Raw genomic sequence first — 26,168 nt, forward strand, 5'->3', positions numbered from 1 at the left:
GATACAAGTACCCAATGCATATAAAGAAAGGAATATTATTTATATTTACACAATGCGTTGTTTTATAAAATAAAAAAATAACACATCATAATATGATGTGTTTGTTATTTAATTGTAGATTTATTCATTAATAATTTTGTTTATACAATTATCAGAATATGCATCTTCTACGCTAAGATAAGATGATTCAGTTACACAATAGCTATTAAATTGCCATTTAAATTGAATTTCATCACCTTTTTTATTTTCTAAAATAGAATAACTTGAAAAGCGGATTGGCGTGGCTTTTTGTAGGTTGTTTCCTACTTTTTCAGCACTTAACAATACAACGTGATTTTTTTTCTCAATAAATTTGAAATCAGAGATGGTGATATCTGTACCTTTAATCTTATTGCTAAAAAGACTCAAAGCATTAGCATATATGGACGGAACAATATAAACCTTTTGATCACTTCCTTTGATATAAACCGTTGCCAGATCAACAGAGGTTGAATCATTTAATGCTCGTCTAGATTTAACGACAACATCAGGAACACCATCACCATTAAAATCGATAAGATTTACTCCATATTTGAGTTTAATATCTGCTGCTGTTGAAGCAAATGGCAACGATAAAAAAAGTAATCCTAGTCCAAGTTTTAATATATTATTCATTGAATTCACTTCTTTTTTTGCTTATTACTTGCACATCAGACTACTTTGTAACAGTGATTAGTCAAGGGGTTTTATGTTTCAAAATAATACAAAATTTACATTTATATCATTTATAAATTATTTTCATGATAACCACTATACTTATTTGACTATTATAAAAAGAATATATTTTTAGTGGTTATATTTTTCTTAGATTAAACATTTTTCTTTAATATAGAGCAATATAATTTTTAAGATCGCTAATTCTTTCTTTTGTTTTATCTTTTAAACAACTGCTATATACCATTGGTGCTAAACTGCCACCTTGATAATAGTCAGCTTCATATTGGCAAGAGAGGTCTCTAAAATTAATCCAAACCAACTGGGCTTGTTTAAGCTGATCTTTTCGAACACCGTCTAATTTAGCATAATATTGTTGATAAATATGGTTAAGTTCTTCATCTTTTTGCTGAAAATCTTGATATACACATTGATTAATTTCAGTCTGAGTCGCCGCATTTCGACAATCAAAATTATCTGCTTGTAAATGTATAGACCAAAATAGTATACCGCCAGATATTGTACCGAATAGGATAAGTTTTTTCATCACACCGTCCATTTTTGATTAAAAATATCGCTAAAGATATTCACTTCATTCCTTTACTACTTAATTTAAAAGATAAAAACAAAGTAAGCTATTTATCATTTTAGCAATATTTCTTATATGACAATTACGTGAAGATAACGAAAAAATACTCTATTTTAGATAATCCAATTTAGACAACAATATTTAACCTTGAGTAATTATACTGATATTTTGTTTAGAGAGAATATCTATTTAATAAAAATTTAAAAAAATGATAACTCAATATCTTTTTTCTTTAACAATAAATGTCATTTGTAAAAAAAACTAAGTAAAATAGTAGTTATATTCTATTATTTGTTTTTTTGTATTGAATCACGTTTATTGAAAATATCTAATCAATTTTACTTTAATAAGTAACTCATCTTACCAGTTCCTATTTAAGCAAATTTTAATAAAATTAATTCAATTAATTAGACTAACTAGTCTAATTGGTACATATTATATAAAATAGAGACATAAATGATTTATTTATATTACTCACGGGTCTACACCCATAGTGGATTTTTCAAGATATGAAAAAATGTTTCAAATCAATTTGGTTTTATTTAGGATTTATTGTACTTCTTTTTGTGATTATCATTAGTCGTGGCCAGTATTCTGATTTTGAATTGGATGATCATGCCTTAGCGATAACACCGATTAATTTTACTTCTAAAACAGATACTTTATCTGGAACATTAATTTTACCTAATCAGAATAATATAAAAGCAGTTGCTATTTTTGTTCATGGTGATGGTGCTCAAGATCGCTTTTCAAATAGTGGATATTTGCCATTAATTAATAGCTTACTGGATTCTGGCATTGGTGTGTATACATGGGATAAAGCCGGTGTAGGAGAGAGCCAAGGAAATTGGTTGTTTCAATCTATGCAAGATAGAGCAGATGAAGCACAAATAGCATTAAAAATTCTTCAAAAAAAATTTACTCATACAGATATTAAAGTTGGTTATTTAGGATTTTCACAGGCTGGATGGGTTATCCCTATTGCAGCGACGCAATCTAAACCTGATTTTTCCGTTATTATTGGTGGAGCTGTGAATTGGCGAGCTCAAGGCGTTTATTATCAGCAAGTACGTTTAAAAGCCGACAATATTGATGATAATGAAATTGCTCGAAGAGTCTCAGAGCAACTGCAACAAAATGATCGTGTGTTTGGCATTAATGGTAACCATGATATTTCAGCGCAAAGAGATATGTCTGACGATCGTTTCTATTTTGTTGTTCAAAACTATTTAAGTGATTCATCTCAAGATTTACCGCACATGAATGGGCGGGTACTGGCTATGTTTGGTGAGTTAGATCTTAATGTCGATGCTCCAAAAAACGCATGTTTATATAGAACACTATTAGGAAATCATGTAGATAAAACAGTCACCCTATTCCCCAATGCTTCTCATGGTTTATTAAAAGCGCCTTTCTTTAATTACCAGTTAGATAATCAATGGCCTTGGTGGAAGCAGATGCTTTTCATTTATCAAGGACAAGATAGTTATTCCCCAGATGCTTTAAATTACTTAACATCGTGGATCACTGAAGAGACGACAATATCTTCTGATTTCATTGATTTTAAATGTGAAAATAGGAATACAAATTTAAAATAAAATGTAAATAACGCCTAAATGAGAGTTTTTCCTTTGGCATTAAAGTGTAAAAATATATTATAAATCAATTTGATACTCAATGATTTCTCTGATTTTTATTAATGCATCACGCAATAAATTAATATCAATTGAAGCTAGTGCAATACGAATTGCATGAGGAATATTGGTCGTTGTGGCATAAGGTTCAGCGGTTGCAACAGATATTTGTAATTGATGTAATGAAGCAACAATTTTATCGGCTCTCACTTCTTCAGGTAAAGGGATCCATAAAAAATAAGAAGTTGGATGATGAATATAAGAAAGTCCTTCAAATATCTCACTCACTATTTTTTATCGCTGCTGTGCATCTTTGCGTAATAAACGCTCTAATTTATCAACAACCTTGTTTTTTAGCTTTATTACCATTATCTACGGCAATTTTTGCGGTAATACGTGGTGGTGAAAAGCCGCGCCCTATTTTTTGGCTTTTTTCTATTATTGGTAGTTTGTTGGTGATGGGCTATGCCCTTTCTCAAGGTGGAGTATCATCAATCAGTGCAGATTTATTAATGATAGCGTCAGTAATTGTTTGTGGTTTAGGTTATGCCGAAGGTGCGAGTTTAACGAAAGCATTAGGCGGATGGCAGGTTATATGTTGGGCATTAATTGTATCTTTACCTCCAATGCTTATTCTTAGCTTTATTCTTATGCCTGAAGAGCTCGCTACAATTAGTGTTTCAGCATGGGTAGGCTTAGGCTATGTCTCGCTTTTTAGTATGTTGATTGGCTTTATATTTTGGTACAAAGGATTATCACAAGGTGGGATCGCGGCAGTAGGACAACTTCAATTATTACAACCATTCTTTGGCTTAGGTTTAGCCGCTGTATTACTTCATGAATCTGTCAATTTATTGATGTTGTTAGTCACCATTGGTGTTATTTTTTGTGTCGCTGGCTCAAGAAAATATGCTTAATTAAAGCTTGCTTTAAGAAACTAAAAAAACACGCTAAATAGGGTTATTTAACGTGTTTTATTCTTCAATTAAATTGGCAACTTCAAGCAAGTTATTATCAGGATCACGTAAATAAACCGACATAATAGCGCCAGTTGCACCCGTTCTAGGAACTGGCCCTTCTTCTATCTCTACACCTTGCTGATTTAAATGCTCAATAATCTCTGATAACGGTGTTTGTGTTAAAAAACACAAATCAGCCGAACCTGCGGTTGGTTTTGCTGCTTTGGGAAGAAATTCCTTTCCTAATTGATGAAGATTTATTTTTTGAGAACCAAAAGTGAGTGCTTTGCGTCCTTCTTTAAACGTAATAACGTTAAAGCCTAATACGCGGTGATAAAAATCACAGGTCATCTGAATATCAGCAACCGTTAATACCAAATGATCAAGGTGTGTAATTTTCATCAAGCTCTCACTTTTTATACATCAATTAAAGTTCACACTTCGTTTTTAAAACAGCTGTTTTTCTATGGTGATCTAGTGCTAACTCAATTAATTTAGTAATTAATGATTGATAGCCTAAACCTGCACTCTGCCATAATTTGGGATACATACTAATATTGGTAAAACCAGGTAGTGTGTTTATTTCATTGATCACAACACGATTATCTTGCGTTAAGAACACATCTACACGAGCCATACCTAAGCAATTAAGAACACGGTATGCTTTTAATGCAACTTGGCGAATATTCACACTCGTATTTTCTTCCATTACCGCTGGGACAACGACTTTAGCACCGTCTTCATCGATATATTTTGTGTTATAGGCATAGAAAGCATCGTTTAATACAATTTCACCACAAGGGCTAACTTCTGGATCTTCATTACCTAAAACAGCACACTCTATTTCACGACCTACAATAGCACTTTCAACAATCACTTTAAGATCGTATTCAAAAGCCATTGCTAATGCAGCGTTGAATTCTTCTTCATTATTAACTTTGCTAATTCCTACAGAAGAACCTAGGTTTGCAGGCTTAATAAATAAAGGAAGTCCTAATTGACGAACCATTTCATTGTAAGGAATATCATTAATTTGATGCGCCATAATAGTAATAAATGGCGCAACCGCTAATCCGGCACCATCAAGTAGGCGTTTAGTAATATCTTTGTCCATACAAGCTGCTGAACTCATGATATTTGGTCCTACATAAGGCATATCAATCATGTGTAATAAGCCTTGGAGCGTCCCATCTTCACCGTACGCACCATGGACAATTGGGAATACAACATCAATTTGAGGTAGTGCCTGGCCATCTTCAAGTGAAATAAATTGGTTTTTTACACTACCAGGAATAATAGCAACCGCTCTTAAAGGTTTGCTTAATGAAATAGTTTTAGGATTATCGCTATTTAGTAAATAATCAGTTTCTGAATATTCATGCCACTGACCTTGTTCATTAATACCGATTAAGCAAAGGTCGAATTTCGTTCGATCTAATTCATTAATAATGTTTTTTGCTGACTGTAATGAAACCTGATGTTCTGTGGATTTACCACCAAAAATAATAGCGACTCTTAATTTACTCATTTTCTAACCTTTTATAGGACAGCTATAGCGAATAGGTAGCAATATATCATGATAAAAACCCCCAATGTAGGTGGATAGTTCTTATCTGCGAAAAATTACGATAAAATGATGAAATTCTATGATTTAGAGTGTTAAAACATCACTATTTCAAGTTATAGAGTTTCCTTAGCGGTAACACACAAAATAACACCTTTTACCTCTTTTATAAGATTGTATGTCGTAACCCTATCTTGATAGAATCACACTACCGATTAACTTTTAAACTTAGAGAAGGAGGCTAATTATGTTTTTGTGTGATCTTATTGAATACTCACACTTCTTTGGTAATCGCCACAGCTCAGGCTTTCACAGTAATTTACTGCGTTAACCTGCCTGAGCGACGTTAACTATTACCTCTCCTCAGCTTACAGGGTTATCGCTTGATATTGCCCAAGGCGTTTTTACGCCTAAAGAATGAGTAAGCTATGAGCACATTATTATCTACACAAAATCTGTCTTTCCATAATAATCACGGTTTATTATTAAATGATATTTCTTTAGCACTGATTAAAGGTGAGAAGATTGGTTTAATTGGTTATAACGGTTGTGGGAAAAGTACTTTATTAAAATTACTTTCACATCAATTATCACCAAGTTCGGGTGTTATTTCTGTCGCTAATCAAACGGTTATGGCGTATATAGAACAACACTTACCCACTGAATTACAGTCAATGACTTTAATGGATGCTGTACTTCATAAATTACCTGAAGAATACAGTTCATCTGAAGGCTGGCGAGCTGAATTATTGCTAAGTGAAATGGGATTTAAACTTCACGAAAAAGATCTCCTTGTCTCGCAATTAAGTGGTGGTCAACACACTCGTTTATTATTAGCGAGAGCGTTAATTATTGAGCCTGATTTATTATTACTTGATGAACCAAGTAACCACCTCGATTTACCCACTATTTTATGGTTGGAAACATTTTTAAAACAGTGGCGTGGTAGCTTCATTCTGGTTTCACATGATAATACGTTATTAGACAACGTAACAAATTGTACATGGATTATTCGTGATAAGTCGCTATCTATATTTCGGTTACCCTGCTCTCAAGCTCGAGTTGCACAAGAAGAGCAAGATATCAGTGCACAACATCGCTATGATGCACAGCAAAAAGAAATAGATAGAATAGCCCAAAGTGCGAAACAACTCGCAATATGGGGACACGTTTATGATAACGAGAATTTATCTCGTAAAGCTAAACAGATGGAAAAGCATATTGTTCGTTTAAAAGATGAGCAAACTGAAGTGGCGTCTGAAAATCAGTGGGTATTACAGTTTTCTGGTACGGCATTACGTGCTGATAGGCTCTGCGAATTAAATCAACTTGCTGTTATTCCTGCTGAAAATACACCCGTTTTATATACTGTTGAAAATCAGCGTATAAAAAGTGGTGATCGAGTAGCAATAATTGGGGCTAATGGAACAGGTAAATCATCATTATTAAAGATGATTTGGTCACTTAGTTTAGTTGAGATAAGTGAACAAAATGCAATAAAGCTGCATCCCCGAGTTGAATTGGGTTATTACGATCAAAAAATTGCTCAATTAGTTGATAATGATACCCTTTCTGATGCGTTAAAACCTTTTGCACCAATAACGGATGAACAGAGAAAAATGGCGCTTATTAGTGCTGGCTTTGTTTATACGCGCCACGGGCAGAAAGTGAGTACATTAAGTGGTGGTGAACGAGCGCGTTTATTGTTTGTTGGCCTGAGTTTAGCAAACTATTCTTTATTAATGTTGGATGAGCCAACAAACCATATTGATATGGAAGGCAAAAAGGCATTAGCTGAACAAATTAACCAATTTCCTGGTGGTGTTTTATTAGTTAGCCATGATAGAGAATTGATTGAAAGTAGCTGTAATCGTTTTTGGTATATTCATAATGATGTTTTAACAGAACACCATGATATTGAAGCGATTTATCAGCTTATCTCCGAAGAAGAAATGCCAGAAACTCTGCTAGTGGATAAACTCAATAATTTGCAGAATATCTCATCAGTTCCAGTAGTTTCACATCATGATGATGATGAAAAACTCTTTAAGTTAATTGAGCTAGAAGAGAAATTAGAGGCCGATTTAGCACGTAAAATTAACCATCAAAAACCTGCTTTGCAAGCACAATGGAAATTAGAGATTAACCAGCTAAAGCAAGCACTCAAATTGATATAAAATAGATAAGATTTTGTTTAAGTTAAAAGGATCACGCTGTGATCCTTTTTTATTTATTCTTATTTTACTAATTGATATTCAATAAGATATAAAGATTTCGTTGTCGGATAAATATCTTTGATAAGCGCTTTCAACACGGGAAGTGTCATGCCTTCCTGTTGTGCGTGATACTCATTGATATCATCATAACGTAAAGGTGATACCGCTATGATTTTCAATTTTCCATAATGAGTACGATGTTCATTAGCAAATAATTCAACAATGCTTCCTGGTTTGTAATTACTTTCACTTTCATCTCTGATAGTAATCATTTTTTTTTCTTCAAGAATGGAAGGGATCAAACGTTCAAAAAAAGTAATTTCTGTTGGTATTGCCGACATAATATTGACTCATAAATTTATTGATAAATTGCTGATTATTTTATCATGCAATAACTACTTTTTATTCTTTTTTACCCTCAAGGGTATTATTTAAAACCTCCGTCTGAAGCAACTTAGCCTTACGTTCAATGCCCCAACGATAACCAGATAATTCACCATTTTGTCGAATAACACGATGACATGGAATAGCAACTGCTAGCTTATTAGCTGCGCAAGCATTAGCGACAGCGCGATATGCCTTAGGTGCTCCAATTTTGTCGGCGATTTCTTGGTAAGTCATCGTGCTACCAAAAGGGATATCTAATAATGCCTGCCAAACTTTTTGCTGAAATACCGTACCTTGGATATCAAGAGGTAAAGATAAGGGTTGTTTGGGTAATTCAATAAAGCCGATTACTTGTGCAATGACTTGCTCAAACTCTTCATTGGCACCAATTAATTCAGCCAAAGGGAATTGTTTTTGCAAATCTTCTAATAACAGCTCTGCATCATCCCCCAACATAATGGCACAAATCCCCTTTTCACTTTGTGCCACAAGAATATTTCCCAAAGAGCATTGAGCGATAGCAAAAAAGATAGCAATATTCTTACCACCTGTACGCCAATTTGTTGGCGTCATTCCTAATATCGCTGTTGCATTTTCATAGAAACGGCTATTCGCATTGAAGCCTGATTGATAAATCGCATCTGTAATACTGCCATCTTGAACTAACGCTTTTTTTATTAATTTTTGACGATAAGCATTAGCATAATCTTTTGGTGTGATCCCCATCGTTGATTTAAATAAGCGATGGAAATGATATGGGCTTGCCATAACATGCTCTGCAATACAGGTAAGCGACACGTCACCGTTATTTTCTTCAATAAAACGGCAGGCTCGCTCAATAAGTTGATTATGTTTACTTTCCATTATGGTAGTCCTTTAAATGCGGGATTATGGCTATTATTGACAAACATAATGAATAAAGAACTCCGTTTGTTGCTCAATTACTCTGGCTCTTTAGATAATGCCCATAGATAAAGCGATGCCGTAGAACCATAGGGTGAATAGCGTTTTCGATAACGTGCAAAGCGTACTTTATTCAATGTTTTATGGCGATAAAGACGCATAATTCCACGTTGAATAGCTAAATCTCCCCAACTTAAAATATCTGGCCGATTAAGTGAAGAGATTAATAGCATTTCTGCAGTCCAAACCCCAATACCTTTTAATTGAATTAACGTATCGATAACCTCTTTATCTGTCATCTCAGGAATTTTATTTAAATCTAATCTTTCTGAAATAACGGCGTCAGCAATACCGATAATATAACTAGCTTTGCGCATAGTTATTCCACACTGCTGTATCTCTTGTTCTGATAATTTTGCAATACGTTCTGGTGTGTAAATCCCCTCACATAATTTGAGTAATCGCAGATTAACGGTTTCGGCAGCAGAAACTGAGATTTGTTGTTCAATAATATTTTTAACTAATGCTGTAAATAAATCAGGAGTAAGAGGCCGTTTAATATCCCCTATTCTTTCAATAAGCGCGGCTAAACGCTTATCACGATTTTTTAAAGTATTTATCTCTTTCTCGCCATACTGAAAATACATAGCTATCTCATATCAAAATATACTAGATAAATGACAGTATAACTTGAAGCTTAAGGTATCACACACCCCGTTTCTTGCTTTTTTATTTTCATGTAATTAATAATAATTATATAAAAAATCACAATTAAAAACGATGAAATTAAATATTTATAAATTTATCTAAACTAAAAAAACATTCTATACTTCATTCTAAATACTTATTTTATAAACCAATATGTATTATATATAATGGGGATTAATATCATGAGCAATAGTTTAGATTTAAATAATAAGTCAGCAGCATTAGAATTAATGAAAAAATCCATGTGCTTTACTATACCAGCAGCTTTAAGAGTTGCAGCTAAATTAAAAATTGCTGATTTATTAAAAGAAGGACCTAAAGATATAAATGAACTTGCAAAAAAAACGAATTCAATCCCCTATGTTCTAAATAGAATATTAAGAATGTTAGCATCTGAAAGTATATTTTATGAATCGGAAGGTTCTCGCTATTCTCTTGCTCCAGGAGGACAGTTTTTATTAAGCGATCATAAATATAGCTTACGTGATGCCGTGCTAATGTTAACAAATGAAACGTTATGGCGCCCAGTAGGTGATGTCATTGAGTCTGTTCAAGGTAATCCCGCTTTTGAAAATCTATATGGCATGTCTTTTTATCAATACTGGCAAGATAATGTAAGAAAAGATCATGATTTTCAAGCGGGTATGAGCTCACTATCAAAAATAGAAAATTATTTTATTATTAAGCATTATAATTTTCCAGAGAATAAAATAGTGACAGACATTGCTGGAGGATTAGGTGGATTATTATTAGAAGTCTTAAAGAATAATCCGACGTTAAAAGGACAGTTGTTTGATCGCCAGCATGTGTTAGAAAGAACCAAATTAGTTGAATTAGGTGATGATAGTCGATGGAAATTAATACCTGGTGATCTATTTGGAGATTATCCTGAATCTGATATCTATTTAATTAAATATATTATCCATGATTGGGATAATGATAGTGTTATTAAAATATTTAAAAACTTCCGTAAAGCTATGAAGAAAGATTCAAAAGTACTTATTATTGAACCTGTTATTTTTAAGAAGAATATACCTGATGTCGCTAAATATATGGATATTCTTTGCATGAGTGCATTCCCAGAATCAGGTGAGCGTACAGAAGATGAATTTATAGCTTTATTGGATAAAGCAGATTTAAAAATAAATAAAGTGATAAAGACAGAAACATATAACTCAATATTAGAGGTTGTTATTAAATAATCTATTGAGATGGTCATTTGTTTGTATTAAAAAAAAGCCACTTTAAGAAGTGGCTTTTTAAATAAAATTATGCAGTTAATGCCAGTTTTGCACCAAAAAGTAAGAATACGGCACCAATACAACTATTTGATAATGAAGCTAACCGTTTGTTATGTTTTACTTTATTAGTAATAGCAACACCGCCAAATATAAGAACTGATAAATAAAGCATACTGCATGTTTCTAAAATCACACCTAGTACAAAGAATGGAACACCTGCATTTTCATACTTAGGATCGATAAACTGAATAAAGAAAGAAACATAAAAAATGATCATTTTTGGGTTAAGCATACTCAAAAATAACGCCTTAACATAAAGACCATCTTTTGCTTTTACAGTAACTTCAGACACTTGCTCTGGCGTCTCTTTTTTCTTTTGGAACGTTGCATATAACGTTTTTAACCCTAAATAGGTTAAATAAAGTGCACCAGCATATTTAATGACAATAAAGAAGACGGGTGAAGTCTTGACTAATGAAGCAACCCCCAAAAATGCCAAAAAGATTAATAATGCATCACCCGTAAAAACACCAAGAGCGGCTTTATACCCCCCTTTTACGCCATGCTTCGCACTGGAAGTAAGGACGAAAATCGAGTTTGGACCTGGTACTAAAGTAATAAAAATAACGCCTAAAAGGTATGTCCAAATATTTGAAATACCGATACTTTCTAACATACGACGCCTTTTTTAAAAAAATAACATGCTGAATATGTGAGCTATCATATCTACAATATTTTTTTTGTAAAACAATAATCTTTATACCATCTAAAGATAAGTTAATTACTCTGCTTTTGTGTAAAAAGCAGCTTGTAAGTCTCTTTTTATAACTAATTTTAGATTAAAAAACCAGTTTGAATGTGCGTTATAGTATGATGCTGAAATTAAAATTTATACAGACTTAGTGTCTAATTAAAGTCACATATATGGAATTATAAACTACATATTGATTTAAATTTAGATGCAATACCCTATTGTTTGATTTGTGTTATGATGCATTATTCTTTTTGTGATCTTAGGCGGTATTCTATTTTTAACATTAAAATAGCTTTACTCATTAATTTTATGAAAAATAAGTGTTTTTATTGATATTGAGTGAATTAATTAGCACGAAAAGCGAGGGAATAAAAAAGATTATATTTGCCAAAACCATTATTCTAGGTTGTTTTTTTATTTTTACCTTTATCTTGCATTTATCTTCACACCAGAGATGGAGTTACGCCGCTTTGCTCAAAATGAGATTATTGCAGCTGAAGATTACATTGATAATAGTGATGTACATCACCCTGAGCGTATTGCATGCCACGCATGAGCGACTTTTTATGATAATTTTACACAAACAGGTAAACTAACAATAAAACAGGTTGCTGTCGGTGAAAGGCCTATGCCTAAAGATGAAATGCCAATTATTGGAAGAAATATCTCCTTATCAGAGATTATATCTTGTTACTATGCACGCTACCGTGACATTGTCACCTTTATCATGTGGATTAGTTGCACAAGAACTTATTTACGAAAAAGCGGAACCTCTATTAACGCCTTATCGCGTATCACGATTCAGCTAGAGAACCATTATGGATGCACAACTGTATAAAGAATTTAAAATAGTAGAAAAAGCCTTTTGGTCAGAAATTTGTGAAAATAATATTCGTATTGGTGATCATACTCACTGCTTTATGACACCAATGGATGCAGCCATTTTTAACTTTATTTATTTGCGCCAAGGCGCAACAGAAAGTTCATTCCAGCAAGCCAGCACTCTTTTTACTTCGCAGAAAAAAAATCATATTTTGGTATTACCCGAGTCATTGTTGTCTGAATTTGAAGAAATAATAAAAAATGCAGGTTATACCGGTGATGGTATGACAACCGCAATGTATTTAACATTATCGGAAGCGGTATTCCCATCTTATAGAAATAATCCTTGTGATATCATTTTAACCAATCACAACCTTGAACAGTGGGCGCACCCATTAAAAACGGCGTTTCCAGTGGGGAATGATAGTGATGATACGATTGTTAATGAATATATTCGCTATCATCAGAAAGCATTAGATAATGGCGCAGCTATTTTCCATTACGCGTTATTAGTTGATGGTCAGCCAGTCTCTTCATTAACGTTAACAATACACAATAAATTAGCGCGTTTTGATGATATTGGGACAGATATTGCCTATCAAGGTAATGGTTATGCGACACATTTGATTAAGCATGTTTTAGAGTTTTGCCGTGAGCAAGGCGTTGAACGTTGCTTCTTAGATGCATCAGCCGATGGTTTAGCGCTATACCGTAAGTTTGGTTTTAAATCGCTCTTTAACTATCTTAGTTTTATTAAAGAATAAAAGCAGCTATATGAATAGGCTCAATCATGTTTGTTGAGCCTATTTTTTAAATATTAATAAAGACTAAGCCTTTTCTCAGCATCTTGTTTATCTTTATCGCTAATTTGTCTTATCACTCGACAAGGATTTCCAACAGCAACGCAATTAGCCGGAATAGATTTTGTGACTACACTGCCGGCACCTATAACGCAATTATCACCAATAGCCACACCAGGTAAGATAATACACCCTGCACCTAACCATACTGAATTACCGATAGTAATCGGTAATGCATATTCTAATTCACTGCTGCGTATTTCAGGATCAATCGGATGAGTTGCAGTTAAAATACTGACATTTGGCGCACACATCACATTGTGTCCAATTTTTACTGGAGCACAATCTAATATCGTTAGATTAAAATTAGCGTAAAATGACTCACCAATTTCAATTAACTGACCATAGTCACAATGAAATGGTGGCTCAATAGTAAAATTATTGCCCGTTTTTCCTAAAAGCTGTTTTAAATATGTCTTTCTCTTTTCAACGTCAGAAGGACGCGTCATATTAAAATCATAAATAATTTCACGCGCTTTTACTCTAAGTGGTTCTAAACTGTCATCTTTACTAGCATGGTAAAGATGACCTGATACCATTTTTTCGTATTCCGTCATTGTGATACTCCGAATTTGAAATAAAACAGTTTAGATAAACGTCAATATTGATTTTCTTATTCTAGCGTTAATTAACTTAAATTAGCGGTGTTTTTTTAGCCCATTAAGTGCGGCTTACATTTTATTAAGAATAAATGCCATTAAATAGCAGTGAGCCACCAGCAAAAATTAGCATGGCATCTAATAGCCATTGAAAAAGTTTTGGTGTCAGTTTTAATACCAGTTTTTTACCAAAGTAATTTCCTACGGTTAAGCCACAACCTACTAACACTCCACTAATAAAGATAAAGCTATTAACTGCACCTAGTTGGCTAAATGTCAGGGCTTTAGTGAGATAAATAACAAATGAGGCAGCTGCTTCAGTTGCAAGTAATGGTCCTAATGTCAGACCATATGCAGAGAATATGGGAATAGTTAATGGTCCTGTGGAAAACACAATCCCTGTTAAATAGCCGATAACTGCACCTGCAATAATAACTTGGTAAGTTTTCATTTTGACTTGATGTTTGCGTAATAAGTGGATCACGGGGATCATCAATATAAAAAATATTCCCATACCAATATTTAGCCATTTTTCAGACATTATCCATAATGTATTAGCACCAAGAATAACGGCTGGAATACTGGGTAATAGATAATAAAATAGTGGTTTAAAGCGAATACTGTGACGCCATAAATAAATACGTGATAAATTTCCCATCACTGACGCTAATGCCATAATCGGTACGGCTTCCTTAGCACCAAATACATAAGTCAAAGCGGGAATTAATAAAATAGAAGAGCCCGTTCCTACAACGCCACTGATTACACCAGACAATACTGCCAATAAAATAACCGCGATAAAACTCATTATCATCCTTTAAGTTCAATAAGTTAAAGACGCTTTATCATACCCGTCTTCTTTATTTTTACCTGTGATAAAATGTCACGGTATTGTGAGTTTTAATCAGAAAGCCGCTTTATTTATGATGAATAAACTATAATGAGAAAATTATGATGAGAAACCTTCCTCCATTACCTTCATTGCGTGCTTTCTTAGTCGCTTGCCATAGTCAAAGTTATACTGAAGCCGCACAGACATTATGTGTCACTCATGGTGCGATCAGTCGTCATATCCAAGTTATAGAAAAATGGTTTGGTGTCACCTTATTCAATAAACAAGGTTTACGCCGCGTACCCACTCCTTATGCATTGACGCTAGCGCAAGAGTTAAGTGACGTTTTTGATAAATTAAATGATATTGGTTTTCGTTATGGTAATGGTGGAAAAAATGATATTTTAAATATCAGTGTTCCTACAACACTTTGTTTAAAATGGCTTATTCCGCGAATGGAGGATTTTTATCTTCAATATCCTAATGCAAATATCCAAGTTGCTTCTGCAAATAGCGAGCGATTTCATTTGATTAGTCATGATGATCTGATTATTCGCCCTCAACCTCAGCAACAAGAGTATTCATCCGTTGTTTTTTTAGAGGATAAACATTGTTTAATTGCTTCTGAAAAATTCTTAAAACGTTACAACGTCACTAGATTTGAAGATGTTTTTGACTGCCCCGTTATTGATACACTTACCCGCCCAGGTCATTGGCAACAATGGTTAATGGCGACTCATCTTAATACTCAGCGTTCATTCTCACGTCACTATCGCTTTGATCACTTTCATATTTCTCTTCAAGCCATTATTGAAGGATTAGGCCTCGGCATTGGCCCTGTTTCGATTTTGTCGAATGAAATAAATAGCGGTACTTTAAAAGTGTTATTTCCAAATATCCAAATTGTACCGATAAGCTACTACGCTTTAACACCATTAGGTGTACAAAAAACCAAAACACATCTTGATTTTGAACAATGGCTCACCCAACAAAAAAGTTAATTTTACTAATTAAATAAGTGATTTTTTTTCATGGAAATAGCAATTTCAATCCTATTTATTATACTTTTTAAAACTAATTTACAGCCATTTCATTAAAAACATCTAATGATTATCTTCTTTTTGTGAATAGGTAAAAACGCTAATCGTGCTGTTTTTATAATTCGCGATCTTTCTCTACTATATTATTAAACTCATTTAAATTCAATTTATTAAGATCAAAAAATAAGTAAATTAACTTATTTAAATTATTTTGATTTTAAATAATCTGTTATAAACACTTATTGTTTAACTTAAATTAACGTTCTATGCTGATATCTATATATAAAATTTATTAATTTATTTGCTAGCAACGAAGGACGATGAGATGTCTGTAGCTGTGACAAAAAAAGCAATAGAAAAACTAATTAATGGGTATGAATCTGATCCTTTTGCACTTCTTGGTATGCATGAAACATCGGCAGGTTTAGAGGTTCGTGCTTTTTTACCAGATGCAGTTGCAGTCAGTGTCATCGATAGAAAAAATGGCCGAAAAGTAGCAACACTAGAGCGTAAACACCCTAGTGGTTTTTTCTGTGGTGCTATCCCCCGACGTAAACGCCGTTTTAGTTACTGTTTAGATGTAACGTGGGAAAATGCACAAGGTGTCGTTGATGATCCCTATCAATTTGGCATTTTATTGCAAGAAATGGATATTTGGTTTTTAGCGCAAGGCCATCACTCCCGCCCTTACCAATGTTTAGGCGCACACCCTACAAAACTGGGTGATATCGATGGTATTACTTTTGCAGTATGGGCGCCCAACGCAAAAAGCGTAAGTGTTGTAGGCGATTTCTCATTCTGGGATGAACGTCGTTTTCCAATGCGATTACGCCGTGAAAGTGGAATATGGGAGCTCTTCCTTCCACAAGCTCATCTAGGTGATTGTTATAAATATTCTATTCTTGATGCGAATGGTGAACGTCGATTAAAAGCCGATCCTTATGCTTTTGAAACACAAATACGCCCTGAAACCGCATCAATTATCAATACATTACCACCAATCAAACCAATGCCATTATCGCGTCAGCAAGCGAATCAGCGTAATGCACCTATCTCTATTTATGAAGTTCATTTAGGTTCATGGCGCAGACATACTGACGATCAAAGCTGGTTAAGCTATCGAGAATTAGCTGAACAGTTAATTCCATATGTTAAAGAGATGGGTTTTACTCATATTGAGTTGCTCCCTATTAATGAGCATCCTTTTGATGGCTCATGGGGATATCAACCATTAGGGTTATATTCACCAACTCGTCGCTTTGGCTCCCCAATGGATTTCCGTGACTTTATTGAAGTAGCACATCAAGCAGAAATTAACGTTATTTTAGATTGGGTTCCTGGTCATTTCCCTGAAGATGATTACGGTTTACGTAATTTTGATGGCACATCACTCTATGAATATGCGGATAGACGTGAAGGCTTTCATCCCGATTGGAATACTTTGATTTATAACTATGGGCGCAATGAAGTGCTGAATTACCTTTCTGGTAATTTATTGTATTGGCATGAGCATTTTGCACTAGATGGTTTCCGTTTCGATGCTGTTGCCTCCATGCTTTATCGTGATTACAGCCGAAAAGAAGGCGAATGGATACCCAATAAACACGGTGGACGTGAGAATTTAGAAGCCATTGATTTTATTCGCCATACCAATAAATTACTGGGCACAACTTGCCCCGCTACTGTCACAATTGCAGAAGAATCTACTGATTTTCCAGGTGTTACCTTACCGCCTGATGATGGTGGCTTAGGTTTTAATTACAAATGGAATATGGGTTGGATGCATGACACGTTAGCTTATATGCAACGTGATCCTATCTACCGTAAATTTCACCACAATCAAATGACCTTTGGCATGCTCTATGCCTATAACGAAAACTTTGTTCTGCCTCTTTCTCATGATGAATTTGTGCATGGTAAAGGTTCGTTGATTGGCCGCATGGTGGGCGATGATTGGCAAAAATTTGCCAATTTACGTGCATATCTCGGCTTTATGTGGGCTTATCCCGGCAAAAAACTGCTATTTATGGGATGTGAGTTTGCACAATGGCGTGAATGGAACCACGACAGCAGCTTAGATTGGCATCTTCTCGAAGAGCCAAATAACCCACATCAAGGTGTTCAACACTTTGTACGTGATTTGAATCTTTCCTATCAAGCTAATGCTCCGCTTTATGAATGTGATTTTGAACACGAAGGCTTTGAATGGCTTACCGTTGATGATCACGATAACTCTGTCTTTGCTTTTTGCCGTAAAGATGCGCAAGGCAATGAAATTATTATTATCAGTAATTTCACGCCTGTTGTTCATCACAATTATGTTGTCGGTGTAAATAAAGCAGGTACTTATCAGGAAATTCTCAACAGTGATTCTGAGTTTTATAACGGCAGTAATGTAGGAAATTTAGGTGAAATAGAAACAACCGCAAGTACATTTAATGGCAAGCCTCACTCCTTGTCGTTGTCACTGCCTCCACTTGCGACGCTATATTTAAGATTGAAGGATTAATATGTCTTTAGATTATGGTCGCCCTTTTCCCATGGGCAGTCATTATGATGGCTATGGAGTAAACTTTACACTCTTTAGTGAAAATGCCACTAAAGTCATTCTTTGCCTGTTTGATAAAGCAGGCAAAGAGATCCGCTACCCATTACCGGGTAAAACGGGCGCAATTTGGCATGGATATTTGCCCGGTGCAGGGCCAGGTTTACATTATGGTTATCGTGTAGAGGGCGAATGGAACCCAGAGCAAGGATTGTTCTATCAACCTCAGCAACTATTATTAGATCCCTATGCAAAACAGGTGACAGGTATTGTTGATAATACATTACCTTACACCTCCCCTGTTTTTAATGCATTAGAGCATGATGATAGTGCGATTACACCTAAAGCAGTTATCACAGATGATAGCGGTTGTTTTTGCCATTCTTATAAAGAAAAAGGCACGTATCAGCGTTTAAATACGCCGTGGTCAGAAACCATTATTTACGAAGGACATGTAAAAGGACTGACAAAACTTCATCCTGAAATACCAGAGAAAATTGCGGGCACTTATGCAGCATTAGGGCATCCTGCCTTTATTGCACATTTGCAAAAATTAGGCATTACGGCATTAGAACTGTTACCCGTTCAATACCATTTAACAGAGCCACATCTTCATAAAATCGGATTAAAAAATTATTGGGGTTATAACGTATTAGCGCCCTTTGCTTTATCGACACAATATTATTCCAACACAGGTCGGAATATTATGGATGAATTCCGAGAAGCAGTAAGGTGTTTACACAAAGCCAATATTGAAGTGATTTTAGATGTGGTATTCAACCACACAGCAGAATTAAGTGATCAATATGAAGGTTATATTGTTTCGCAGCGCGGTATTGATAATCAAAGCTATTATTGGCTAAACGACGAAAATAAAGCACAAAATTGGACTGGCTGTGGCAATACTCTAAATTTAAGTCGCCCTGAAACAGTGCAGTGGGTTATGGATTGCCTGCGTTATTGGGTGACAGAATTTCATATCGATGGTTTTCGTTTTGATTTAGCGACAAGTCTTGGTCGAGTTCCTTATTTTGATACTCAATCACCACTACTGACAGCGATACGACAAGATCCATTGCTGTCCCGTATCAAACTTATCGCAGAGCCTTGGGACTTAGGCTCTGATGGTTATCAAGTCGGTAATTTCCCTGTTCCATTTACAGAATGGAATGATGGCTATCGCGATGTTATTCGTCGTTTTTGGTTATGGCGTGATGTGGCTATTGCGACATTTGCAGACAATATTACGGGCTCTGCAAAGCTGTATCACAAAAATGGCAGACCTCCCTATTCTAGCGTCAATATGATAACTAGCCACGACGGCTTTACACTACGGGATTTAGTAAGTTATCAGAACAAACATAACGAGGAGAATGGAGAATCAAACCTAGATGGACATAACACCAATTACAGTGTGAATTTTGGTGAAGAAGGTTTGATAGTCAACGAAAAAATAAGTCAACACAGATTGCTTGCAACTCGGAATATGCTTGCAACCTTACTGCTTTCTAGAGGAACACCTCATTTACTCGCCGGTGATGAAGTGGGTAATACGCAATATGGTAATAACAACGCTTATTGTCAGGATAATAAAGTCAGTTGGATCAAATGGTTTCAACAACCTTATGACTTAACTGATTACATTCGCCACCTTATTGAATTACGTCACCAAATTACACCTTTAAGTTCGCTTAAGTGGTGGGAAGAAGATAGCCAAAACGTGGTTTGGTTAAATCAGAATGCTCAGCCTATGAGTCATGAAGAATGGCAACAACTTCCACCCTCACCATTACAACTTCTTTTAGCGCAACAATGGATCTTAATGTTTAACCCATTAAGAAACAACGCTGTTTTTTCTTTACCTGAAGGGTCTTGGTCCTGCTTGCTTGATACGGTTAGCTGGCCTGATTGTCACCCGACACAATCTCAGCATTGTGAAATACAACCTAACAGTATCACCCTTTGGCGAAATAGCGTTTTTTATACTCAGTCTTCTACTGAAAAATTACCCATTATTTCCTCCCAAGTTAAGTAATTTGATTGGAGTGCTATAACTATGATAACAACAGAACAAGGCCAAAAATTAATGTTGGCACAACAACTTCCTAAAGAGGCAATTGCACTCGTTTTAGCGGGAGGTCGTGGTACACGCTTAAAAGCATTGACTTCAAAACGTGCAAAACCGGCGGTTTTCTTTGGTGGGAAATTTCGAATTATCGACTTTACGCTGTCAAACTGCCTTAACTCAGGAATTCGCCGTATTGGTGTAATCACCCAATATCAATCGCACTCTTTGGTTCAACATATTCAGCGTGGTTGGTCATTCTTTAACGAAGATATGAATGAGTTCGTTGATTTATTACCCGCTCAGCAACGTCGTAATACCGAACATTGGTATATGGGTACAGCTGATGCTATCTATCAAAACCTCGATATTCTTCGTAGCTACAAAGCAAAATATGTCGTGATTTTAGCTGGCGACCATATTTATAAAATGAACTATGCGCGTTTATTACTTGATCACGTTGAAAACAAATCAAAATTCACCGTAGCTTGTATTCGTGTTCCTAAAGAAGATGCATTCCAATTTGGTATTATGGATATCGATGAAAATCGTAGAGTGCTCAATTTCTTAGAAAAACCATCAAACCCGCCTTGTATTCCTGATGATCCAGATCACTCATTAGCAAGTATGGGCATTTATGTGGTAGATAGAGATTATCTCTTTGATTTATTGGAAGAAGATAGCCGCGATCCAAATTCACATCATGACTTTGGCCAAGATATCATTCCTAAGATCACAGAACGTGGTGATGTTCTTGCCCACCCATTTGAACTCTCTTGTGTCAGCTCAGATCCTTCAGTACCACCATACTGGCGCGATGTAGGTACTATTGAAGCATATTGGGCAGCTAATCTCGACTTAGCCTCTGTAACACCAGAGCTTGATATGTATGCGAAAGATTGGCCAATCCGTACCTTTATGACACCTTTACCGCCAGCCAAGTTTGTTCAAGATAATCATGGTGAACATGGACAAATGATGAACTCGCTGATTGCTGACGGCTGTATTATCAATGGTTCAACGCTCTATTCATCTATTCTATTCCCATTAGTTCGTGTTGAATCTTTCTGCCATATTGAAGATTCTGTGATTTTACCTGATGTGACGGTGAGCCATCATTGCTACTTAAAACGCTGTATTATTGAACGTAGCTGTACAATTCCAGAAGGCACAGTGATTGGGATGAATGCAGAAGAAGATGCTGCGCGTTTCCACCGCACTGAAGAAGGCATCGTGCTTGTAACAAGAGAAATGCTTGAGCAACTAGCGCGTAAAGAAAAAGAAAATCCAACTGAAACAAGTGCAGAACAAAAACCTCAAAATGAGGAGGCATTTTCGTGAATGTCCTTCACTGTTGTTCTGAATTATTCCCTCTGCTAAAAACAGGGGGATTAGCTGATGTTATGGGCTCTTTGCCTTTAGCTCAGAAAAAAATAGGCTTAGATGCGCGGGTGGTTATTCCCGCATTTCCTGCTATCAAAGATAATATTCCCGATCTCAAATTAGTGACTAATATCGATACGTTTGCAGGTAATGTTTCTCTGCTTTACGGACAATACCACGGTGTTGATATTTATCTTATTGATGCACCTCATCTTTATCAACGTACAGGTAGTCCTTATCACGATCAACATCAACATCCTTATGGTGATAATGTTTTTCGTTTTGCCCTATTAGGTTGGGTGGCAAGTGAACTATCAGCGGGATTAGATCCCTTATGGCGAGCGGATGTTGTTCATGCTCATGATTGGCATGCAGGACTAGCTTGTGCTTATCTCGCGGTTAAACATTACTCCGCAAAATCTGTTTTTACTGTTCATAATCTGGCTTATAAAGGCGAGTTTTCACCCTATCATCTGCATCAGCTTGAATTACCTGATTACAGTTTTTCAATTAATGGACTGGAATATTACGGGCAAATTTCATTCCTAAAAGCAGGTCTTTTTTATGCTAACCACATTACGACAGTCAGCCCAACTTATGCCAAAGAGATAACCACTCACGAGTTTGGTTACGGTTTAGAGGGATTATTACGCCAACGCGCTTATGAACAGCGATTAAGTGGCATCTTAAATGGTATTGATGAGGCCGTTTGGGACCCTGCGACAGACAGCTTAATTACGCGTCGTTACGATGTTAAAAACCTGAATAAGCGTTTAGAAAACAAAACCGCATTACAGAAAAAATGTGGTTTATCTGTTAACAATAGCGCCCTACTTTTTGCAGCTGTCAGTCGTTTAACTTCGCAAAAAGGGCTCGATTTAGTGATTGAAACGCTCCCTGATATCGTTGAACAAGGCGGTCAGTTTATTTTATTAGGTACTGGCGATAGTCACCTTGAAGCGGCATTTTTACATGCACAACAACAGTATCCGCAAAATGTAGTGGTACATATTGGCTATGACGAGAGTTTTTCACACCAAGTTGTCGCAGGTGCTGATGTGATTATGGTGCCTAGTCGTTTTGAACCTTGTGGGTTAACTCAGTTATATGGTTTGAAATATGGAGCCTTACCTTTAGTAAGACACACAGGTGGATTAGCCGACACGGTTAATGATTGTTCATTAGAAAATTTAGCGCATCACCAAGCGACGGGTTTTGTTTTCTATGAAGCGACTCCTGACTCTCTGCGTCAAGCTATAAACCGAGCCTTTACCTTATGGGGTATGCCTAAACAGTGGCAACAAGCTCAAACTGATGGCATGAATCAAACTATTTTTAGTTGGGAAACCGCGGCAAAAACGTATGCGACACTGTATCAAAATTTATAGACATGAAGTCTATTTGAACCAGTGGATAACAAAAAGAGATTTATAATGAAAAATTTATGTGAATTTGATTATTTATCACCCGATAAGGATATTGAATCATTAAAGCGTTCCATTGTTTATAAACTTATGTTTATCGTTGGTACGTCGCCAAAATATGCAACACCAACAGATTGGTTAAATGCAACCTCTTACGCTATTAGAGACCGTTTAGTCGAGCGTTGGTTAAAATCAACCAAAGCGGAGCTTTCACCAAAAGTAAAACAAGTTTATTACATTTCGATGGAGTTTCTCATGGGGCGTTTTTTGACAAACGCCATGCTCTCTTTAGGTGTTTATCACGAAGTCAAAGAGGCATTAAAAGAGTTAGGTCTTGATCTTGAAAAACAAATCGAACTCGAGCCCGATCCAGGTTTAGGTAATGGGGGGCTAGGTCGATTGGCTGCATGCTTCCTTGATTCTTGTGCCACACTAGGTTATCCCGTTACAGGTTATGGTATTCGTTATGAATACGGAATGTTCCGCCAACAAATTAAAAATGGCGAACAACATGAAGTTGCGGATAACTGGCTTGAAAAAGGTAATCCTTGGGAATTCCCTCGTCATGATCTGCAATTTGAAGTGGATTTTGGCGGACGTTTACAACAAGAAGGTGAGAAAAGTTATTGGGTTGATACCTTTAATGTTATGGCACAACCTTATGATTCTATTGTTCCTGGTTATAACACCCAAGCGACAGACACCATTCGTTTGTGGTCAGCCAAATCAAATGTTGCGTTTAACTTAGGTAAATTTAATAAAGGTGAATATCTAGAAGCAACAGAAGCAAAAGATCGCTCTGAAAATATCTCTCGTATTCTCTATCCTGATGATTCAACAATGTCAGGTAAAATGTTGCGTTTACAGCAAGAATATTTCTTAGTGAGTGCTTCTGTTCAAGATATTTTGCAACGTCATTATCATCTGCATCAACGCTTTGATAATTTAAAAGATTTTATTGCAATTCATCTTAATGATACTCACCCTGTTCTTGCTATTCCTGAGTTAATGCGTCAGCTGATTGATAATCATGGATTTAGCTGGGATGAGGCATGGGAACAAACTATTCATATATTCTCATACACCAACCATACATTAATGGGTGAAGCATTAGAGACTTGGCCTGTTGACATGCTAGGTCGTTCGCTTCCTCGCCATTTACAAATCATTTTCCAAATCAATGATAAATTCTTGAAACAAGTTAGAGCTCAATTCCCTAACGATAACGATTTATTGCGTCGTGTTTCTATTATTGATGAAGAGAATGGCCGTAATGTTCGTATGGCATGGTTAGCGGTTATTATTAGTCATCAGGTTAATGGTGTTTCTGAACTTCATAGCCAATTAATGGTGCAATCTTTATTTGCTGATTTTGCGATGTTCTATCCTAAGAAATTCTGCAATATTACCAATGGGATCACACCACGTCGTTGGTTGGCATTAGCAAACCCTTCTCTCTCTAAAGCAATTGATAGTCATATTGGTACAAACTGGCGAACTAATTTAGAGCAATTGGGTGAGTTAATGTCATTGGTAAAAGATAAAAATTTCTTGCACCAATTAAAAGATTCAAAACGTATCAATAAACAAAATCTTGCTCAGATCATTAAGGAAGATTTAAAGATTGATATTAATCCTGATGCACTGTTTGATGTACAAATCAAACGTATTCATGAATATAAACGTCAACTTCTCAATGTGTTAGGTATTATCACTCGTTATAATCGCATTTTAGAAAATCCAGAGAAAAATTGGGTACCTCGCGTATTTATTTTTGGCGGTAAGGCTGCTTCAGCCTATTATAATGCAAAGAAAATTATCAATCTTATCAACGATATTGCAAGTAAGATTAATAATGACGAGCGTATTAAAGATAAACTAAAAGTGATCTTTATTCCTAATTACGGCGTAAGTTTAGCGCAACATATTATCCCTGCGGCAGATTTATCTGAGCAAATATCATTAGCAGGAACAGAAGCTTCTGGTACAGGAAATATGAAATTTGCCCTAAATGGTGCATTGACCATCGGTACACTTGATGGCGCGAATATTGAAATTGGTGAACATGTTGGTTTCGATAATATGTTTATCTTTGGTCACAATGCACAAGAAGTGGCGGAATTAAGACAGCGTTATTCCCCTCGTCGTTATTACGATGAAGATATTGAGTTACACACTGTGCTTAATCAAATCGCTAATGGTTTCTTTAATCCAACGGATCCTGATAAGTACAAATCAATTTTCGATAGCTTAATTGAATTTGGCGATCATTATCAAGTATTAGCTGATTATCGTAGTTATGTTGATACTCAAGATAGTGTTGATGTTCTCTATCAAGATGAAGATGCTTGGTTGAGAAAATCTGCATTAAATATCTGCCAAATGGGTTATTTTTCTGCGGATCGTGCCGTAACAGAATATATGCAACGAATTTGGAAAGCTTCTGCGATTACATTGTAAAAACTAAGCTAAACTTCTAAGGACAGAACAGTAACCGCGCTTTATTGCGCGGTTTTTGCTTTTTAATAATATTCGTTCAAGTATAGGTGAGATCCTCAGAGACCTTTGTAAGTACAAAGGAGTAGAAATAATCGAAGGACATCTCATGCCAGATCATGTTCATATGTTAGTGAGCATTCCACCAAAGATAGGTGTTTCAAGCTTCGTGGGATACTTGAAAGGTAAAAGCTCACTAATGATCTTTGATAGACATGCCAATTTAAAATATAAATTTGGCAACAGAAAGTTTTGGGCAGAAGGGTTCTATGTCAGTACGGTAGGGCTAAATGAAGCGACAATACAAAAGTATATCAGAGAGCAAGAAAAGTCGGATTTAATCTCAGATAAATTAAGTAGAGCCCCCTTCAAGGGGTAGGCCAAAGTAGCAAAGACACTAAGCTTGAACGAAGAGAAAGCAGCGTCATCTAGGTGCAGTCGGTAACAAGCCCTT

21 protein-coding genes and 2 pseudogenes are annotated in these 26,168 nt (G+C 35.7%); 12 read left to right on the forward strand and 11 right to left on the reverse strand.

Going from position 1 to position 26,168, the window contains the following annotated elements; genetic code table 11:
* Window positions 1-120: 120 nt before the first annotated feature.
* Together ACWPWK_RS00715 and ACWPWK_RS00720 are read right to left on the reverse strand one after the other, a co-directional pair.
* Window positions 121-654 carry a carbapenem self-resistance protein CarG family protein gene (locus ACWPWK_RS00715; protein WP_109372331.1) on the reverse strand — a complete coding sequence of 178 codons (534 nt, stop codon included), beginning with the start codon at window positions 652-654 and terminating at the stop codon, window positions 121-123.
* A 208-nt stretch (window positions 655-862) separates the two neighbouring features.
* Window positions 863-1,240: a lysozyme inhibitor LprI family protein gene (locus ACWPWK_RS00720; protein ID WP_244185016.1), complete on the reverse strand. Its 378-nt coding sequence runs from the start codon at window positions 1,238-1,240 to the stop codon at window positions 863-865.
* Window positions 1,241-1,791: 551 nt separating this feature from the next.
* On the opposite strand from ACWPWK_RS00720, the gene ACWPWK_RS00725 reads away from it, so the two are divergent.
* Window positions 1,792-2,880, forward strand: coding sequence for an alpha/beta hydrolase family protein (locus tag ACWPWK_RS00725; protein WP_109372329.1), 1,089 nt, complete (start codon window positions 1,792-1,794; stop codon window positions 2,878-2,880).
* 57 nt (window positions 2,881-2,937) lie between these two features.
* On the opposite strand, the gene ACWPWK_RS00730 is transcribed toward ACWPWK_RS00725, so the two are convergent.
* Window positions 2,938-3,204: a hypothetical protein gene (locus ACWPWK_RS00730; protein ID WP_162558358.1), complete on the reverse strand. Its 267-nt coding sequence runs from the start codon at window positions 3,202-3,204 to the stop codon at window positions 2,938-2,940.
* Between the two features lie 62 nt (window positions 3,205-3,266).
* On the opposite strand from ACWPWK_RS00730, the pseudogene ACWPWK_RS00735 reads away from it, so the two are divergent.
* Window positions 3,267-3,833 (forward strand): annotated as a pseudogene (locus ACWPWK_RS00735) (DMT family transporter); the annotation flags it as partial.
* 57 nt (window positions 3,834-3,890) lie between these two features.
* Here ACWPWK_RS00735 and ACWPWK_RS00740 read toward each other — a convergent pair.
* Both ACWPWK_RS00740 and ddlA read right to left on the reverse strand, forming a co-directional pair.
* On the reverse strand, window positions 3,891-4,277 hold the full coding sequence (locus ACWPWK_RS00740; protein ID WP_102086718.1) for a VOC family protein: 387 nt from the start codon (window positions 4,275-4,277) through the stop codon (window positions 3,891-3,893).
* Between the two features lie 25 nt (window positions 4,278-4,302).
* On the reverse strand, window positions 4,303-5,403 hold the full coding sequence (gene ddlA / locus ACWPWK_RS00745) for a D-alanine--D-alanine ligase (RefSeq protein ID WP_109372326.1): 1,101 nt from the start codon (window positions 5,401-5,403) through the stop codon (window positions 4,303-4,305).
* A gap of 464 nt (window positions 5,404-5,867) precedes the next feature.
* On the opposite strand from ddlA, the gene ACWPWK_RS00750 reads away from it, so the two are divergent.
* A complete protein-coding gene (locus ACWPWK_RS00750) occupies window positions 5,868-7,616 on the forward strand; it encodes an ABC-F family ATP-binding cassette domain-containing protein (protein WP_109372325.1) in 1,749 nt (582 codons plus the stop codon).
* A 59-nt stretch (window positions 7,617-7,675) separates the two neighbouring features.
* Here ACWPWK_RS00750 and yqfB read toward each other — a convergent pair whose 3' ends face one another.
* From yqfB to ACWPWK_RS00765, 3 genes are all read right to left on the reverse strand, one after another.
* The gene (gene yqfB, locus ACWPWK_RS00755) at window positions 7,676-7,996 is read right to left on the reverse strand and encodes a N(4)-acetylcytidine aminohydrolase (RefSeq protein WP_109372324.1); all 321 of its coding nucleotides are present in this window, start codon (window positions 7,994-7,996) and stop codon (window positions 7,676-7,678) included.
* A 61-nt stretch (window positions 7,997-8,057) separates the two neighbouring features.
* Window positions 8,058-8,906 carry a bifunctional DNA-binding transcriptional regulator/O6-methylguanine-DNA methyltransferase Ada gene (gene ada / locus ACWPWK_RS00760; protein ID WP_109372323.1) on the reverse strand — a complete coding sequence of 283 codons (849 nt, stop codon included), beginning with the start codon at window positions 8,904-8,906 and terminating at the stop codon, window positions 8,058-8,060.
* Window positions 8,907-8,983: 77 nt separating this feature from the next.
* On the reverse strand, window positions 8,984-9,592 hold the full coding sequence (locus ACWPWK_RS00765; RefSeq protein ID WP_109372322.1) for a DNA-3-methyladenine glycosylase family protein: 609 nt from the start codon (window positions 9,590-9,592) through the stop codon (window positions 8,984-8,986).
* 243 nt (window positions 9,593-9,835) lie between these two features.
* Between ACWPWK_RS00765 and ACWPWK_RS00770 the strand changes: the two genes are divergently transcribed.
* Window positions 9,836-10,855 (forward strand): methyltransferase, encoded by a 1,020-nt coding sequence (locus ACWPWK_RS00770; RefSeq protein ID WP_244185015.1) that lies wholly within the window; start codon window positions 9,836-9,838, stop codon window positions 10,853-10,855.
* 67 nt (window positions 10,856-10,922) lie between these two features.
* On the opposite strand, the gene leuE is transcribed toward ACWPWK_RS00770, so the two are convergent.
* Window positions 10,923-11,570 (reverse strand): leucine efflux protein LeuE, encoded by a 648-nt coding sequence (gene leuE, locus ACWPWK_RS00775; protein ID WP_109372321.1) that lies wholly within the window; start codon window positions 11,568-11,570, stop codon window positions 10,923-10,925.
* 896 nt (window positions 11,571-12,466) lie between these two features.
* Here leuE and ACWPWK_RS00780 point away from each other — a divergent pair.
* Window positions 12,467-13,234 carry a GNAT family N-acetyltransferase gene (locus ACWPWK_RS00780; protein ID WP_109372320.1) on the forward strand — a complete coding sequence of 256 codons (768 nt, stop codon included), beginning with the start codon at window positions 12,467-12,469 and terminating at the stop codon, window positions 13,232-13,234.
* Between the two features lie 53 nt (window positions 13,235-13,287).
* Here ACWPWK_RS00780 and ACWPWK_RS00785 read toward each other — a convergent pair whose 3' ends face one another.
* On the reverse strand, window positions 13,288-13,887 hold the full coding sequence (locus tag ACWPWK_RS00785) for a sugar O-acetyltransferase (protein WP_109372319.1): 600 nt from the start codon (window positions 13,885-13,887) through the stop codon (window positions 13,288-13,290).
* Between the two features lie 124 nt (window positions 13,888-14,011).
* Window positions 14,012-14,737: a sulfite exporter TauE/SafE family protein gene (locus tag ACWPWK_RS00790; protein ID WP_167392471.1), complete on the reverse strand. Its 726-nt coding sequence runs from the start codon at window positions 14,735-14,737 to the stop codon at window positions 14,012-14,014.
* 143 nt (window positions 14,738-14,880) lie between these two features.
* Here ACWPWK_RS00790 and ACWPWK_RS00795 point away from each other — a divergent pair, with 143 nt between their 5' ends.
* The 7 genes and pseudogenes from ACWPWK_RS00795 to tnpA all read left to right on the forward strand — a co-directional run.
* On the forward strand, window positions 14,881-15,762 hold the full coding sequence (locus ACWPWK_RS00795; RefSeq protein ID WP_102086704.1) for a LysR substrate-binding domain-containing protein: 882 nt from the start codon (window positions 14,881-14,883) through the stop codon (window positions 15,760-15,762).
* A gap of 364 nt (window positions 15,763-16,126) precedes the next feature.
* Window positions 16,127-18,310, forward strand: a complete 2,184-nt coding sequence (gene glgB, locus ACWPWK_RS00800; RefSeq protein ID WP_109372317.1) for a 1,4-alpha-glucan branching protein GlgB — start codon at window positions 16,127-16,129, stop codon at window positions 18,308-18,310.
* Between the two features lies 1 nt (window position 18,311).
* Window positions 18,312-20,381: a glycogen debranching protein GlgX gene (gene glgX / locus ACWPWK_RS00805; protein WP_109372316.1), complete on the forward strand. Its 2,070-nt coding sequence runs from the start codon at window positions 18,312-18,314 to the stop codon at window positions 20,379-20,381.
* A gap of 21 nt (window positions 20,382-20,402) precedes the next feature.
* Entirely contained in the window at window positions 20,403-21,752 is a 1,350-nt protein-coding gene (glgC, locus tag ACWPWK_RS00810; protein ID WP_109372315.1) for a glucose-1-phosphate adenylyltransferase, read from the forward strand.
* The gene (gene glgA, locus ACWPWK_RS00815) at window positions 21,749-23,182 is read left to right on the forward strand and encodes a glycogen synthase GlgA (protein WP_109372314.1); all 1,434 of its coding nucleotides are present in this window, start codon (window positions 21,749-21,751) and stop codon (window positions 23,180-23,182) included. The genes glgC and glgA overlap by 4 nt, the downstream gene beginning before the upstream one ends.
* Window positions 23,183-23,227: 45 nt before the next feature.
* Window positions 23,228-25,678 carry a glycogen/starch/alpha-glucan family phosphorylase gene (glgP, locus tag ACWPWK_RS00820; protein WP_109372313.1) on the forward strand — a complete coding sequence of 817 codons (2,451 nt, stop codon included), beginning with the start codon at window positions 23,228-23,230 and terminating at the stop codon, window positions 25,676-25,678.
* A 49-nt stretch (window positions 25,679-25,727) separates the two neighbouring features.
* A pseudogene (tnpA, locus tag ACWPWK_RS00825) lies at window positions 25,728-26,093 on the forward strand (IS200/IS605 family transposase); the annotation flags it as partial.
* Window positions 26,094-26,168: the final 75 nt, after the last annotated feature.

Source organism: Proteus sp. Marseille-Q3619 (genome assembly GCF_965283115.1).